14 protein-coding genes are annotated in these 13,228 nt (G+C 71.3%); 4 read left to right on the top strand and 10 right to left on the bottom strand.

The genetic code is table 11. The features are described 5' to 3' along the window. Positions 1-45 precede the first annotated feature (45 nt). The 5 genes from OG989_RS00725 to OG989_RS00705 all read right to left on the bottom strand — a co-directional run bounded on the left by OG989_RS00725 (position 46) and on the right by OG989_RS00705 (position 6,317). Entirely contained in the window at positions 46-1,722 is a 1,677-nt protein-coding gene (locus OG989_RS00725; protein ID WP_327031087.1) for a glycoside hydrolase family 13 protein, read from the bottom strand. Positions 1,723-1,781: 59 nt separating this feature from the next. Next, positions 1,782-2,828 (bottom strand): LacI family DNA-binding transcriptional regulator, encoded by a 1,047-nt coding sequence (locus OG989_RS00720; RefSeq protein ID WP_327029402.1) that lies wholly within the window; start codon positions 2,826-2,828, stop codon positions 1,782-1,784. Positions 2,829-2,887: 59 nt separating this feature from the next. Next, a complete protein-coding gene (locus tag OG989_RS00715) occupies positions 2,888-3,856 on the bottom strand; it encodes a carbohydrate ABC transporter permease (RefSeq protein ID WP_327029401.1) in 969 nt (322 codons plus the stop codon). Between the two features lies 1 nt (position 3,857). Beyond that, positions 3,858-4,907, bottom strand: coding sequence for a carbohydrate ABC transporter permease (locus OG989_RS00710; protein WP_151453293.1), 1,050 nt, complete (start codon positions 4,905-4,907; stop codon positions 3,858-3,860). A 69-nt stretch (positions 4,908-4,976) separates the two neighbouring features. Continuing rightward, positions 4,977-6,317, bottom strand: a complete 1,341-nt coding sequence (locus OG989_RS00705; protein WP_151453292.1) for an ABC transporter substrate-binding protein — start codon at positions 6,315-6,317, stop codon at positions 4,977-4,979. 247 nt (positions 6,318-6,564) lie between these two features. Here OG989_RS00705 and OG989_RS00700 point away from each other — a divergent pair, with 247 nt between their 5' ends. After that, positions 6,565-7,344 (top strand): peptidoglycan DD-metalloendopeptidase family protein, encoded by a 780-nt coding sequence (locus OG989_RS00700; RefSeq protein ID WP_151453291.1) that lies wholly within the window; start codon positions 6,565-6,567, stop codon positions 7,342-7,344. Positions 7,345-7,463: 119 nt separating this feature from the next. Here OG989_RS00700 and OG989_RS00695 read toward each other — a convergent pair whose 3' ends face one another. From OG989_RS00695 to OG989_RS00675, 5 genes are all read right to left on the bottom strand, one after another. Beyond that, positions 7,464-7,958, bottom strand: coding sequence for a TspO/MBR family protein (locus OG989_RS00695; protein ID WP_327029400.1), 495 nt, complete (start codon positions 7,956-7,958; stop codon positions 7,464-7,466). A 158-nt stretch (positions 7,959-8,116) separates the two neighbouring features. Continuing rightward, on the bottom strand, positions 8,117-8,260 hold the full coding sequence (locus OG989_RS00690) for a GPGG-motif small membrane protein (protein ID WP_327029399.1): 144 nt from the start codon (positions 8,258-8,260) through the stop codon (positions 8,117-8,119). Beyond that, positions 8,251-9,027 (bottom strand): metallophosphoesterase family protein, encoded by a 777-nt coding sequence (locus OG989_RS00685; protein WP_151453289.1) that lies wholly within the window; start codon positions 9,025-9,027, stop codon positions 8,251-8,253. The genes OG989_RS00690 and OG989_RS00685 overlap by 10 nt, the downstream gene beginning before the upstream one ends. Before the next feature lie 9 nt (positions 9,028-9,036). Continuing rightward, positions 9,037-9,312, bottom strand: a complete 276-nt coding sequence (locus OG989_RS00680; RefSeq protein ID WP_132239421.1) for a hypothetical protein — start codon at positions 9,310-9,312, stop codon at positions 9,037-9,039. Continuing rightward, positions 9,309-9,947, bottom strand: a complete 639-nt coding sequence (locus OG989_RS00675; RefSeq protein WP_132239419.1) for a nucleotidyltransferase family protein — start codon at positions 9,945-9,947, stop codon at positions 9,309-9,311. The genes OG989_RS00680 and OG989_RS00675 overlap by 4 nt, the downstream gene beginning before the upstream one ends. A 101-nt stretch (positions 9,948-10,048) precedes the next feature. Here OG989_RS00675 and OG989_RS00670 point away from each other — a divergent pair, with 101 nt between their 5' ends. The 3 genes from OG989_RS00670 (at position 10,049) to OG989_RS00660 (ending at position 12,965) form a co-directional block, all read left to right on the top strand. Continuing rightward, positions 10,049-10,816: a dTMP kinase gene (locus OG989_RS00670; protein ID WP_151453288.1), complete on the top strand. Its 768-nt coding sequence runs from the start codon at positions 10,049-10,051 to the stop codon at positions 10,814-10,816. 281 nt (positions 10,817-11,097) lie between these two features. Continuing rightward, positions 11,098-12,012: a MurR/RpiR family transcriptional regulator gene (locus tag OG989_RS00665; RefSeq protein WP_151453287.1), complete on the top strand. Its 915-nt coding sequence runs from the start codon at positions 11,098-11,100 to the stop codon at positions 12,010-12,012. Continuing rightward, positions 12,009-12,965: an N-acetylmuramic acid 6-phosphate etherase gene (locus OG989_RS00660; RefSeq protein WP_327029398.1), complete on the top strand. Its 957-nt coding sequence runs from the start codon at positions 12,009-12,011 to the stop codon at positions 12,963-12,965. Before OG989_RS00665 ends, OG989_RS00660 begins: the two co-directional genes overlap by 4 nt. Positions 12,966-13,228: the final 263 nt, after the last annotated feature.

Genomic DNA, 13,228 nt, shown 5'->3' with positions numbered 1-13,228 from the left:
ACCTTCCCCACGCACAGCGTTGGGGAAGGTGCCCTTGCTCACCCGTCAGGCCGGGCGGACCCAGACCGTCACGTCGGTGGGCACGGCGCCGTCGGCGTCCAGCGGGGCGCTGGCGTGCACCAGCTCGGACCCGGCGGGCAGCGGCACAGCGGCGTCGCCGAAGTTGGTCAGCACGGTCAGCCCCCCGTTGCGGAACGAGAGCACCTCGTCGCCGGAGGCGAGCCACTCCAGCGGGCCCTCGCCGAGCCGGTGCTCGCGGCGCAGCCGCAGCGCCGTCCGGTACAGCTCGTACGTCGAGCCGGGCGTGTCCCGTTGCCGGTCCAGGGCGAACTCCGCCCAGAGCGACGGCTGCGGCAGCCAGCTCGCGTCGGTCGGCCCGAAGCCGTACGAGGGGGCGTCGGCCTCCCACGGGATCGGCACCCGGCAGCCGTCGCGACCCCGCTCGGTGTGACCGCTGCGCGCCCAGGTCGGGTCCTGCCGGGCCTCGTCGGGCATCGTGGTGTGCTCCGGCAGGCCCAGTTCCTCGCCCTGGTAGAGGTAGGCCGAGCCGGGCAGGGCGAGCATCAGCAGGGTGGCCGCCCGGGCCCGGCGCAGGCCGAGCGCGGCGTCCGGCTGCGGGTCGCCGATGCCGATGCCGTTGGGCCGTTTTTCGCCGATCGGCAGCCCCAGCCGGGAGGCGTGCCGGACCACGTCGTGGTTGGAGAGCACCCAGGTGGTCGGGGCGCCGACGGCGTCGGTGGCCTCCAGCGAGCGGGTGATCACCGCGTACTGGGCCGGGGCGGTCCACGCGGCCAGCAGGTACTCGAAGTTGAACGCCTGGTGCATCTCGTCCGGGCGGACGTACCGGGCCAGCCGCTCGGCCGGCTCGACCCACGCCTCGGCGACCAGGACCCGCTCGTCGGGGTAGCCGTCCAGCACGCGCCGCCAGTCCCGGTAGATCTCGTGCACGCCCTCCTGGTCCCACATCGGCGGGCGCGGCTTGTCGATCTCCTGACCGGAGAGGATCTCCTGCGGCTCCTGCCAGTCGGCCAGGTCGGCCTGCTTGATCAGGCCGTGCGCCACGTCGACGCGGAAGCCGTCGACGCCGCGGTCCAGCCAGAACCGGAGCACCTCCAGGAACTCCTCCCGGACCTCGGGGTTGTCCCAGTTGAGGTCGGGCTGACCCGGGTCGAACAGGTGCAGGTACCACTGGCCGGGGTGGCCGTCGGCCCCGGTGACGCGGGTCCAGGCCGGCCCGCCGAAGACGCTCTGCCAGTCGTTCGGGGGCTGCGCGCCGTCCGGCCCCCGGCCGTCACGGAAGACGTAGCGGTCGCGCTCCGGGCTGCCGGGGGCGGCGGCGAGCGCCGCGGCGAACCACTCGTGCGCCGACGACGTGTGGTTGGGCACCAGGTCGACGATGACCCGCAGCCCGCGCGAGTGCGCCCCGGCGATCAGCCGGTCGGCGTCGGCGAGGGTGCCGAAGAGCGGGTCCACGTCCCGGTAGTCGGCCACGTCGTACCCGGCGTCGGCCTGCGGCGACGGGTAGAACGGCGACAGCCAGAGCGCGTCCACGCCCAGTTCCACGAGGTGGTCCAGGCGGGCGGTGATGCCGGGCAGGTCACCGATCCCGTCGCCGTCGGAGTCGGCGAAGGAGCGCGGGTAGACCTGGTAGATGGTGGCCCTGGTCCACCAACCGGTGGCCGGGCCGGCAGGCGTGTCCTGGTGCGTCGGGTTGCTGTTCAGGGCCTTCTCCCGTGTGTCGAGCCGGACGGTCGGATGCTGCCGGGCGTCGCCGGTTCCCGTTAGTGTGCCCGGGGTGGTGCGGTCGATTCACGCACGATCAGCCGAGTGGGCAGGATCACCGGTGATCCCGGCGTGTCGAGGTAGGGGGTGCTCCCCGGCGGCAGGGCCCGGCCGTGCAGCGGGTCGAGCAGGATCCGCGTGGCGAGCCGGCCCTGTTCCGCCGCCGGCTGGGCGATCGTGCTCAGCCCGAGGACGCTGGCCAGGTCGTGGTCGTCGACGCCGATCACGCTGACGTCCTGCGGCACCCGCAGGCCGGCGTCGCGCAGCGCGGTCATCGCCCCCATCGCCATCTCGTCGCAGGCCGCGAAGATGGCCGTCGGCGGGTCGCCGCGCCGGAGCAACTCCTCGGTGGCCCGCGTGCCGCCGCTGATGGTGAACTGCGACTCCACGTCGAGCTCGGGGTCGGGGACCAGCCCGGCGTCGCGCAGCGCCTCCCGGTAGCCGCGCCGCCGGTCGAGGTGGGTGGTGTAGGCCAGTTCGTCGTCCGGGTCGCCGGAGATGTGGGCGATCCGCCGGTGCCCCAGGTCGAGCAGGTGCCGGGTGGCGGTCCGCGCGACGCCCACGTCGTCGATGCGTACGCAGGGCCAGCCGGGCACCACCGTGCCGGAGCTGATGGTCACCCCGGGCAGCTTCAGCTTCGTCAGGGCGGTCAGGTCGGCGGGCCGCAGCGGCGTGGCGACCAGCATGATCGCGTCGACGCGCTTGTGCAGGTTGGCGGTGCGCAGCACCCGCTGACGGATCTGCTCCCGCCCGCCGAGGTTGTAGAGCAGCAGGTCGTAGCCCGACTGCTGGAGGATGTCCTCGACCGCCTCGACGACGGTGCCGAAGAACCACCGGGTGATGCGGGGGACCACGACGGCGACCGTGCCGGTGCGTCCGCCGGCCAGCCGCGAGGCGCTCGGCGAGACGGCGTACTCCAGTTGCTCGGCCGCCGCGAGCACCCGGCGCCGGGTCGCGGCCGAGACCGTCGGCAGCCCTCGCAGCGCCCGGGACACGGTGGCGGTGGAGACCCCGGCCAGGCGTGCGACATCATCGATCCTCGTCACGCTACCCCCGCTCCGTGCAGCTCCGCCGCCGCCGGGTCACCGGCGGCGGCGGAGACGCCTCAGCCCTTGACGCTGCCGGCGAGCAGGCCGCGCACGAAGTAGCGCTGGAGGGACAGGAAGACGATCAGCGGTACGACGATCGAGACGAACGCGCCGGCGGTGAGCCGCTGCCACTCGTTGCCCCGGGTGCCGGCCATCTCGGCCAGCCGGACGGTGAGCGGGGCGGTCTCGTCGCCGCCACCGGCGAAGATCAGCGCGACCAGCAGGTCGTTCCAGACCCAGAGGAACTGGAAGATGCCGATCGCGGCCAGCGCCGGGGTGATCAGCGGCAGCACGATGCTGCGGAAGATCTTCGGGTGGGTGGCCCCGTCGACCCGGGCCGACTCCATCAGCTCTCCGGGCAGCTGCGACATGAAGTTGTGCAGCAGGAAGACGGCGAACGGCAGCGCGAAGCAGGTGTGCGCGAACCACACCTGCGCGAACTTCTGTTCGTCGACCAGGTCCCAGGCCGGCAGGATGGTGACCCCGCCGACGGTGACGCCGGTGGAGAAGAACTTCAGCAGCGGCACCAGGGCCATCTGCAACGGCACGATCTGCAACGCGAAGATCGCGACGTAGAGCCAGTCCCGGCCCCGGAAGTTGATCCAGGCGAGCGCGTACGCGGCCAGGGCCGCGAAGGCGATCGGGAAGAGCACCGACGGGATGGTGATCGCCAGCGAGTTGATGAAGTAGCTGGCGAGCTGCCCGGACGACGAGGAGCGCCCGAACAGCACCTCCTGGTAGTTCTCGAGGGTGAACGACGGGCTGGTGAAGAAGTTCCACCACCCGCTGCTCTTGATCTCGTCCTCCGGCCGGATCGAGGAGACGAACAGGCCGAAGGTGGGGATGGTCCAGAACACCGCGATGACGATCGAGACGACGGTCGCGGTACGGCTGTTCAGCCGCCTGCGGACCCGCCCGGCGGTGCTGGTGCCCCGGCCGCCGGTCTTCTGGGTGCCGGCGGCGACGGTGGGCGTCGCGGTGGTCATCTCAGCCCTCCCGCTGCTGACGGATGTTGCGGATCTGGTAGATCACGATCGGGATCACCAGGACGAACAGGAACACCGCCAGCGCCGAGCCCTGCCCGTTCTCGCCGTAGCGGAACGCCTGGTTGTACATCTCGTTGGCGATCACGCTGGTGTCGTAGTTGCCGTTGGTGGACGTCCGGACGATGTCGAAGACCTTGAGGGTGGCGATCGACAGCGTCACCACGACCACGATCAGCGCCGGCCGGATGCTCGGCATGGTGATCTGCCAGAACATCTGCCACGGGGTGACCCCGTCGAGCCGGGCGGCCTCCACGATGTCGGCGGGGATCGCCTTGATCGCGGCGGAGAGCACCACCATCGCGAAACCGGCCTGGATCCAGACCATGATCACGATCAGCAGCAGCGTGTTCAGCGGTGAGTCGAGCAGCCACTGCTTCGGCTCGCCACCGAGGCTGACCACGATCTGGTTGAGCAGACCGATCTGCTCCTGCCCGTCGCCCCGGTAGGCGTAGACGAACTTCCAGATGATGCTGGCGCCGACGAAGGAGATCGCCATCGGCAGGAAGATCAGCGACTTGGCGACCGCCTCGAACCGGGCCTTGTCCACCAGCACGGCGTAGACCAGGCCGAACGTGGTGGCCACCAGCGGGACGAGGAGCACCCAGATCAGAGTGTTGAGCAACACCCGGACGATGGAGTCCTCGGAGAACATCCAGCCGTAGTTGCGCAGCCCTACCCAGTCGTTGCTGCCCTGGTCCATGAACGACAGCAGCACGGTGCGGACGGCCGGGACCACCAGCCCGATGGCGAGCAGCAGCAGCGTGGGCAGCAGGAAGAAAAGCGCGAAGACACCCTCGCGCGGCTTGCGCCGGCGGGGGATCGGGGCGCCGCTCGCGGAGGCAGCGACGAGCTGCGCCTCCCGGCGGCGGGCGAACCAGGCCGGCACCACGTCGAGGAGCAGGAGCAGACCGCCCACCACCGCGACGAAGGCGACCAGCCCGTACATCAGCATGAGGAACTTCGGCTGTTCCGCAGCGAAGTCGAACTCCATCGACCCTCCCAGGTCCTTGACCGGCCGGTGGGCCGGCCCGCGTCCCCGCGGACCGGCCCACCGGTCAGATCACTTCCAGCCGCTCTCCACGTCCCGGAGCACGGTCGCGGTGTCCTTACCGTTGATCCACTGCACCATGGCCTTCCAGAACGTCCCGGAGCCGACGGCCGCCGGCATCAGGTCCGAGCCGTCGAAGCGGAAGACGCTGGACTTGTCCTGGAGGATCTGCACGGAGAGCTTGTCGACGGGGTTGGGGACGTTGGCCAGGTCGAGCTTGTTGTTGGCCGACACCCAGTCGCCGATCTTGGCGCGGCTGTTGGTGTACTCGCCGGACGCGAGGTAGGTCTGCACGGCCTGGACCTCGGGGCGGTCGTTGAAGGCCGCGACGAACTCGCCGCCGCCCAGCACGGGCTTGCCCTTGCTGGCGTCGATCGCCGGGAAGTAGAAGGCGAAGACGTCGCCGTCCTCGGCCACCTTGGTGCCCTCCGGCCAGTTGTTGGCGTAGAAGGACGCCTGGCGGTGCAGCGCGCACTTGCCCGTGGTGATCGGCACGCCGGCCTCCTGGAAGGAGGTGGTGGCGATGCTCTTCACGCCGCCGAAGCCGCCGTTGACGTACTTCTCGTTCTTGAGGATGGTGCCGGCCTTGTCGAGGGCCTCGGCGACCTTCGGGTCGTTGAACGGGATGCCGTGGGTGACCCACTGGTCGTAGACCTCGGGGGTCTGCGTCCGCAGCATCAGGTCCTCGATCCAGTCGGTGGCCGGCCAGCCGGTGGCCTCACCCGACTCGATGCCGGCGCACCACGGCTTGGTGCCGGTGGCGGCGATCTGGTCGCTGAGCTTGATCAGCTCGTCCCAGCTGGTCGGGACCGTCCAGCCCTTCTCCTTGAAGGTCTTCGGCGAGTACCACACGAAGGACTTCACGTTGGAGCCGAGCGGGGCGCCGTAGAACTGGCCGTTGACGGTGCTGTACTTCAGCCAGTCGGCCGGGTAGTTCTCCTCGGCCATCTTCTTCGTCTCGGCGCCGACCGGCTTGAGCTTGCCCGAGTCGACGAACCGCTTGAGCAGACCCGGCTGCGGGATGAACGCGAGGTCGGGGGCGTTGCCGCCGTCGACCAGGACGTTGAGCTGCGCCTCGAACTCGCCGCTGCCCTCGTGGTCGATCTTGATGCCGGTGCAGTCCTCGAACTGCTTCCAGGACTCCGCGAGGCGGTCGGCCTCGATCTCCCGGATCGACGAGTAGATCTTGACCTTCTTGCCGTCGATGTCGCCGTACTTCTCGTATGCGGCGCACTCCGCGGAGCCCGCGGTGTCGCTCTTCTTGTCGTCGCCGGTGCCGCAGGCGGTGGCGCTCAGCGCCAGCCCCAGCACGCCGGCGATCGCGAGAGCCTGGCGTGATCTGGCAAACGCCATGCCGTTCTCCTTCCTTGCCGGCGCGTCAGGGATCGAACCCGCGCCGGTCCGATGGGCGTCACCACATGTAAGCGCTTGCATCTGGCCTGGTCCACCCCTATCCGGACACGAGCGAGTAACAATCCGGAAACCCGTAAACCCCCTGTTGGGCACGCTCCCACACGGGAATTCGACCCCTTTCCATCGATGTCATTTTCTGACACTCTGGAGGTCAGTGATCGAAGGATTTCGACATAGGAGGTGTTGGATGGGCAAGCGCTGGTTGGGCCTGCTGGCGGCCGGTCTGCTGGCTGTGGGCGCGCTGGTCGTCCCGGCGGCCCCGGCGATGGCGGCCCCCACGTTCAAGGTCCCGTTCCCGTGCGGGCAGTCCTGGTCCGGTCAGACCCGGACCAACCACAGCCCGGCGTACTCGCTCGACTTCAACCGCACCGACGACCTCGGTGACGCGGTGGTGGCGAGCGCGCCCGGCACCGTCGACCGGGTCACGGATCTCGGCGGCACCAGTTACGGAAAGTACGTCCGGATCAGCCACGCGGGTGGTTACCACACCTACTACGCCCACCTGAACGGCTTCAACGTCTCCGTGGGCCAGGCGGTCGGCTACGGCAAGGTCATCGGCTGGGTCGGCAGCACCGGCGGCTCCACCGGCCCGCACCTGCACTACGAGCAGCGGCTCAACGGCGCCGACATCCAGGTGCGGTTCAACGGCGCGCTCGCCCTCTACTGGGGCACGAAGAACTACTCCAGCGACAACGGCTGCGGCAGCAGCGCCGGCTCCGGCACGGTCAACACCACCAGCGGGATCGCGCTGACCGTGCGGTCCGGCCCCGGCACCGGCTACGCCGCCGTCGGCACGGTCGCCGACGGCGCCCGGGTGACCATCCAGTGCCAGACCAGCGGCACCAGCGTCACCGGCACCTACGGCACCAGCACGATCTGGGACCGGATCGGCTCCGGCCGCTTCATCTCCGACTCCTACGTCTACACCGGCTCCGACGGCTACATCCCCGGCGTACCCCGCTGCTGAACGGGTGACGGGGCCCCGGCTGCGCGCCGGGGCCCCGTTCCGTCGTCGTGTGCTCCGTCGCCCGGCTCAGCCGGTTCAGGCGCCAGATGGCGCTCAGCTGTTCAGGCGCCAGATCGCGCTCAGCTGTTCAGGCGCCAGATCGCGAAGTTGAGGGCGGCCGCGAAGGTGACCCACGCCCAGTAGGGCAGCATCAGCAGGGTCGCCGGGCGGGACACCTTGCGGAAGAGCGCGACCGTCACGCCGATCGCCACCCACATCAGCAGGATCTCGGCGAACGCCAGCCCGTAGCGGCCGGCGCCGAAGAAGAGCGGCGTCCAGACGGCGTTGAGCACCAGCTGGGCGATCCACGCCCAGAGGGCCGGGCCGAAGCCGACCCGCCGCCAGACCAGCCAGCCGGCCACCGCGATCATCGCGTAGAGAAGGCTCCAGACCGGTCCGAAGAGCCAGGACGGGGGAGCCCAGGCGGGCTGTTCGAGGCTCGCGTACTCGGCCGAGGTGCCCTGCACGCCGAGCCCGCCGATCGCCGCGGCGACGAACACCGCCGCCCCGAAGCCGAGCAGCGCCCACCACTGCCGGGCCCCGCCGGTCCGTTCCGCGCTCCTGGACATCTCCATGGTCGGGATATGTCCGCTGAAGGTGGACGGTAAACCCGCGGTCACCCTCCGGCCGGCACGACACCGGGGTCGTCGTGTCCGGATGCTCCTGTCGGGAGGACGGAGTTCCGGTCACGACGACCCCGGTGGGTCCTGAACGGCGGCCTGTAGCCGCCTCGTCAATTGAAGATGCTCGCACCACCCGGCCCGACGAGCAGGCCGACCACGATGAGGACGATGCCCCACAGGATCTGCCGCCGGAACAGCGCGAGGATGCCGGCGACCACGAGTACGACTGCGAGAATCCAGAGAATCAGCTCCATGTTTGCTGAATACCCGACCCGCCGACGCCGGAAACCTGTGCGTGATCGAGGTGGTCGCCCAGGTGGAAGACGCTGTACGCCTGCTTGATCACGGGGTGGGCGACGTTGCGGACGCGTACCCCGCCGGGCGTGGTGCCCCGCTCGGAGCCGGCGTGCGCGTGCCCGTGCAGGGCCAGCGCGGTCGGCGCCGAGTCGATCGCCTGCCCGAGCTGGTACGAGCCCAGGAACGGGTAGATCTCCAGCGGCTCACCGGCGAGCGTGTCGGGCACCGGCGCGTAGTGGGTCAGCGCCACCAGCACGTCGCACTCCAGTCCCCGCAGGGCGGCGGACAGGGCGTCCGCGCTCTGGGTGGTGGTCCGGACGAACGCCTTCATCTCCGGCTCGCCGAAGTCGCTGGCGCAGCGGCCGGCGAACCCCCCGCCGAACCCCTTCACCCCGGCCACACCCAGTCGGCCGCCGGCGCAGTCCAGCACGACGCCGTCGCCCTCCAGCACGGTGATCCCGGCGTCCTCGAGCACCTTGACCACCTGCGGCACCTGGTCGCACTGGTGGTCGTGATTGCCCAGCACGGTCACCACCGGCACGCCCAGCCCGCCGAACTCGGTGGCCACGCACCGGGCCTCCGACTCCGTCCCGTGCCGGGTCAGGTCGCCGGCGAGCAACAGCACGTCGGCGTGCTCGGGCAGCTCGTCCAGTGCCGGCCGGAACCGGCCGACCACGTCCTCGTCCAGATGCACGTCGCCCACGGCGGCGATCCGGATCACCATGGAACCTCCTCAGGGCAGTTGCTCGATCTCCGTGGGCGCCTGCGCGCGGATCACCCCGATGTCGCTGGTGACCGGCACGTCGGGGAAGCGTTCGGCCACCCGGCGCAGGATCTCCTCGCGCCGGTGCGGGCTCTCGACCTCGCCGTAGAGCACGAGGCCGCGCTCGCGGCGGACCACGGTGATCCCCTGCTCGGCCACGTCCGGGTCCTCGGCGAGCAGCCGGTGGATCTCCGCCTCGACGTACTCGTCGGGCGGTCCGGTGGCGACGTCGCGGTGCTCGGTCACGGTGTCCCCTCTCCCTCGCCGGTGCCGGAGTGCGGCACCACTTCCAGCCGGTCCAGCAGCACCAGGAACGCCTCCGCGTACGGGGAGTGCTGCGTCTCCTTGCGTACCCGTTCCCAGTCGATCTGCTCCCGCAGGGATCGGGCCAGCGGCAGGCCCCGGGCGAAGTCGCAGTAGTGCTGCGAGAAGCTCAGCAGCTTGTGCACCATGAGCTGGCTGGCCGAGAGCACCGGCATGTGGATCGCGTCGACCGGCCGCACGACCGTGTCGGCGAACGTCTCCTCCGTGACCGGCGTCTCGATCGGCCGGTGGATCAGGTCCACCATGCGACCGTCGTCGAACACCTTGACCAGCCAGTCCTCGGGCGGCCGCTCGGCGGTGAAGCCCGCCGCGACCAGCGCCTCGAGGGACCGTTCCACGTCGACCTCCCGGATGAGGAAGTCGACGTCGTGGTCGCTGGAGTGACCGCCGTGGGCGTACACCGCGAAGCTGCCCCCGAGCGCGAAGGGAATCTCTTCCTGCTTGAGCACGGCGGCGACCTTCTTCAACGTGTGCACCAGGCTCTCGTCCCCGCGCTCTGCCATTGGCGTCTCCCGTCGATGGTGGTGGGCGGCTGATCCAACTCCGGTACCCGGCATCCCGGCGGGCCACACCTGGCAGGTGGCACGGTCGGGGTCAACCGGGAGGACACGGCACAAATCTCCGGGTACGCGAGCGTGGGTCGGATAGCCTGTGCAGAGTGTCCAGATCACCGGGGGCGCGGCGCGGCAGGGCCCGATTGCGCGCCGTCGCCCTGATCGGCATCGACGGCTCGGGCAAGACCACCCAGGCGCACCGGCTCGCCGACGCGCTCACCGCGGCGGGCCGCCCCGCCACCTACCACCGCAACGCCGGCGGGCGGCGCTGGCTGGGCCGCCTCGCGCACCGCCTCGGCCGTCCGGACGCACAGCGCCTCGTCGGGCGCAGCGGCATGCTGGCGGTGGAGTCCGTGCTCCGCTGGCTGGCGATCGCCCTCGCCCTGCTCAGCTGCCTGGCCACCGGCCGGGTCGCGGTGATGGACCGCTACTCCGCCTGCCAGTACGCGAGCATCCGGGCGCACGGGGGCCAGCGCTGGGAGCGGCTGGCCCGCGCCGGCTACCGGATGTTCCCGCGACCGCAGCTGACCTTCCTGCTGACCGTCGATCCCGCCGAGGCGTACCGGCGGATCGAGCAGCGCGGCACCGACCACGAGAGCATGCGCTACCTGACCGCCGCCGACACCGCGTACCGGACCCTGCCGGAGTATCCGACCTTCGTCGTGGTGGACGCCGGGCGCCCGCCGGAGGAGGTCTCCCGGCTGATCCAGGCCCACCTGGCGGGCTGGCTGGCGTCGTCCGCCGACGGTCGCGACGGCCGGCCGACCGACGATCGCGACGGCCGGGCGCCCGACGGGCGGGACGTGCGGTCCGCCGTCGTGCCCGCGCCGCCGGGCGCGGAACCGGTCGCGATCGGCCGGCTGAGCGCCTGAGCCGACGGACCTCCGGCCGGCTGCCCGGGATCCGGCCTCGTGACGGGGCGCCGCGGGAGGCGGCGTGATGGCATCGTCCGTACGGGGCCGAGTGCGGGCCGGCGGCGACCGGGCGGCCTCTCCACGCAGGTCCGGCGGGGGAGGCGACGTCCTCCGTGGAATGGCACGCTGGGCGGTACGGATGGCACGCTGGACGAAACGGCATGTCCGGGCGGGCGGTACTTTCCTCAATACGCGCAGTCATGGTTGACGCTCACGCCTCGTGAAAGTAAGTTTCATCCGTGGCGAAGAGTCCGAAGATTTCTGCGAGTCACGAGCCGGGTGGGCTTATCGTCCACATCAGCGGCCTGCTCCCGTCGTTGTCGCCGGCCGAGCAGCGGGTCGCCCGGCTGGTGGTCGCCGACCCGGCCGCCGCCTCGCGTCGGACCATCACCGACCTCGCCACCGCCGCCGAGACATCCGAGGCGACCGTCATCCGGTTCTGCCGATCGGTCGGCATGGACGGCTACCCGCAGCTGCGGATCCGGCTCGCCGCCGAGGCCGCCCGCCGGATCGAGCCGCCCGACGCGCGGGTCGTCGGCGGCGACATTCCGCCCGGGGCCGACCTCGCCCAGATCATCGCGACCATCGCCTTCAACGACGCGCGGGCCGTCGAGGAGACGGCCGAGCAGCTCGACCCGGCGATCTGCGAGCAGGTCGTCGACGCCATCGCGGGCGCCGGCAGGATCGACGTCTACGGGGCGGGCGCCAGCGGCTTCGTCGCCTCGGACTTCCAGCAGAAGCTGCACCGCATCGGCCGCACCGCCTTCTACTTCCCGGACGTGCACACCGCGCTGACGTCGGCCGCGCTGCTCGGGCGGGGCGACGTCGCGGTCGGCATCTCGCACACCGGCACCACCTCCGACGTGATCGAGGTGCTGGAACAGGCGCGGGCCCGGGGGGCGGCCACGGTGGCGCTCACCAACTTCCCCCGGTCGCCGATCACCGAGGTGGCCGACTTCGTGCTCACCACGGCCGCCCGCGAGACCACCTACCGCTCGGGCGCGATGGCGAGCCGGCTGGCCCAGCTCACCGTCGTCGACTGCCTCTTCGTCGGGGTGGCCGCGCGCAACCGGTCCCGGGCCAGGAAGGCCCTCGAAGCGACAGCCGAGGCGGTCCGGTCGCACCGGGTCGGCCCGGGACGGAGGCGGGCATGACGGCGGGCGCGGTGGAACCCCACGAGGTGACGACCCCGGTGACGGCCCGGCCGGTGATCCGGGTCGGCGCGCCGACGGAGCGGCGCAACCCGCTCAGCGCGGACCTCGACCTCATGTCGACCCGGGACGTGCTCACGGTCATCAACGAGGCGGACCGGCGGGTGCCCGGCGCCGTCGCGGCCGTCCTCGACGAGATCGCGGCGACGGTGGACCTGGCGGTGACCGCCCTGCGCGGCGGGCACCGGGTGCACTACTTCGGCGCCGGCACCTCCGGCCGGCTCGGCGTGCTCGACGCCGCCGAGCTGGCGCCCACCTTCAACTCGCCCCGGCACTGGTTCTGCGCCCACATCGCGGGCGGGCCGGAGGCCATGTGGCGGGCGGTCGAGGACGCCGAGGACGACGACCGGGGCGGTGCGGCGGAGGCCGCCGACTGCGTGCGGGCCGGGGACCTGGTGGTCGGGCTCGCCGCCAGCGGACGCACGCCGTACGTCCTGGGGGCGCTCGCCGCGTCGAGTGCCAAGGGGGCCTCGACCGTGCTGCTCTGTGCCAACCCGGAGGCGCAGGCCGCCCGGTCGGTGGACGTCTTCATCGGGGTGGACACCGGACCGGAGGTCGTCACCGGGTCGACCCGGATGAAGGCGGGCACCGCGCAGAAGCTGGTGCTGAACACGTTCTCCACGGCCGTGATGGTCCGGCTGGGCCGGGTCTACTCGAATCTCATGATCGACATGGTCGCCACCAACGCCAAGCTCCGGGGCCGGATGATCTCGATCCTGATCGAGGCGACAGGCTGCTCGGAGGAGATCTGCCGGCGGGCCCTGAACGAGGCCGACGGCGACATGAAGGTGGCGCTGGTCTCGCTCGTCTCCGGGGTGGAGGTGTCCGCCGCGCGGGCCGCCCTGGCCCGCTCCGCCGACCAGGTCCGCGGCGCCCTGGCCCTGCTCGCCTCCTGAGCCGACCCCACACCCTGCCCTCGCCGCAGCTGCCCTGCGATCCCCGTCACGTACGGGCACGGGTCCGCGGTGCGGATTGTTCACCGGGGGGTGGGGTATTACCACGGGCGTGGATGAACCGACCGGTCCACCCGTGCGTGACTCCGCAGTGACCAGGATCGCAGCCCGACGGTGACCCGGGTCGCTGCGTCTGCGGGCGGGGCGGTGCTGCCATGGACCGGGACACGGCGACACGTCGATCCGCCGCCCCTGGCGTGGTGCCC

The sequence above is a fragment of the Micromonospora sp. NBC_01740 genome, assembly GCF_035920365.1.
Lineage (GTDB): Bacteria > Actinomycetota > Actinomycetes > Mycobacteriales > Micromonosporaceae > Micromonospora > Micromonospora reichwaldensis.
This window is presented reverse-complemented; position numbering and strand designations above follow the sequence as displayed.

What these genes read in the sequence shown, in the direction of transcription:
- OG989_RS00690 (WP_327029399.1), bottom strand. Translation starts at nt 8,260, where the DNA reads ATGGAGCTGATTCTCTGGATTCTCGCAGTCGTACTCGTGGTCGCCGGC.
- OG989_RS00710 (WP_151453293.1), bottom strand. Translation starts at nt 4,907, where the DNA reads ATGGAGTTCGACTTCGCTGCGGAACAGCCGAAGTTCCTCATGCTGATG.
- OG989_RS00675 (WP_132239419.1), bottom strand. Translation starts at nt 9,947, where the DNA reads ATGCCGGGTACCGGAGTTGGATCAGCCGCCCACCACCATCGACGGGAG.
- OG989_RS00705 (WP_151453292.1), bottom strand. Translation starts at nt 6,317, where the DNA reads ATGGCGTTTGCCAGATCACGCCAGGCTCTCGCGATCGCCGGCGTGCTG.
- OG989_RS00660 (WP_327029398.1), top strand. Translation starts at nt 12,009, where the DNA reads ATGACGGCGGGCGCGGTGGAACCCCACGAGGTGACGACCCCGGTGACG.
- OG989_RS00695 (WP_327029400.1), bottom strand. Translation starts at nt 7,958, where the DNA reads ATGGAGATGTCCAGGAGCGCGGAACGGACCGGCGGGGCCCGGCAGTGG.
- OG989_RS00685 (WP_151453289.1), bottom strand. Translation starts at nt 9,027, where the DNA reads ATGGTGATCCGGATCGCCGCCGTGGGCGACGTGCATCTGGACGAGGAC.
- OG989_RS00715 (WP_327029401.1), bottom strand. Translation starts at nt 3,856, where the DNA reads ATGACCACCGCGACGCCCACCGTCGCCGCCGGCACCCAGAAGACCGGC.
- OG989_RS00700 (WP_151453291.1), top strand. Translation starts at nt 6,565, where the DNA reads ATGGGCAAGCGCTGGTTGGGCCTGCTGGCGGCCGGTCTGCTGGCTGTG.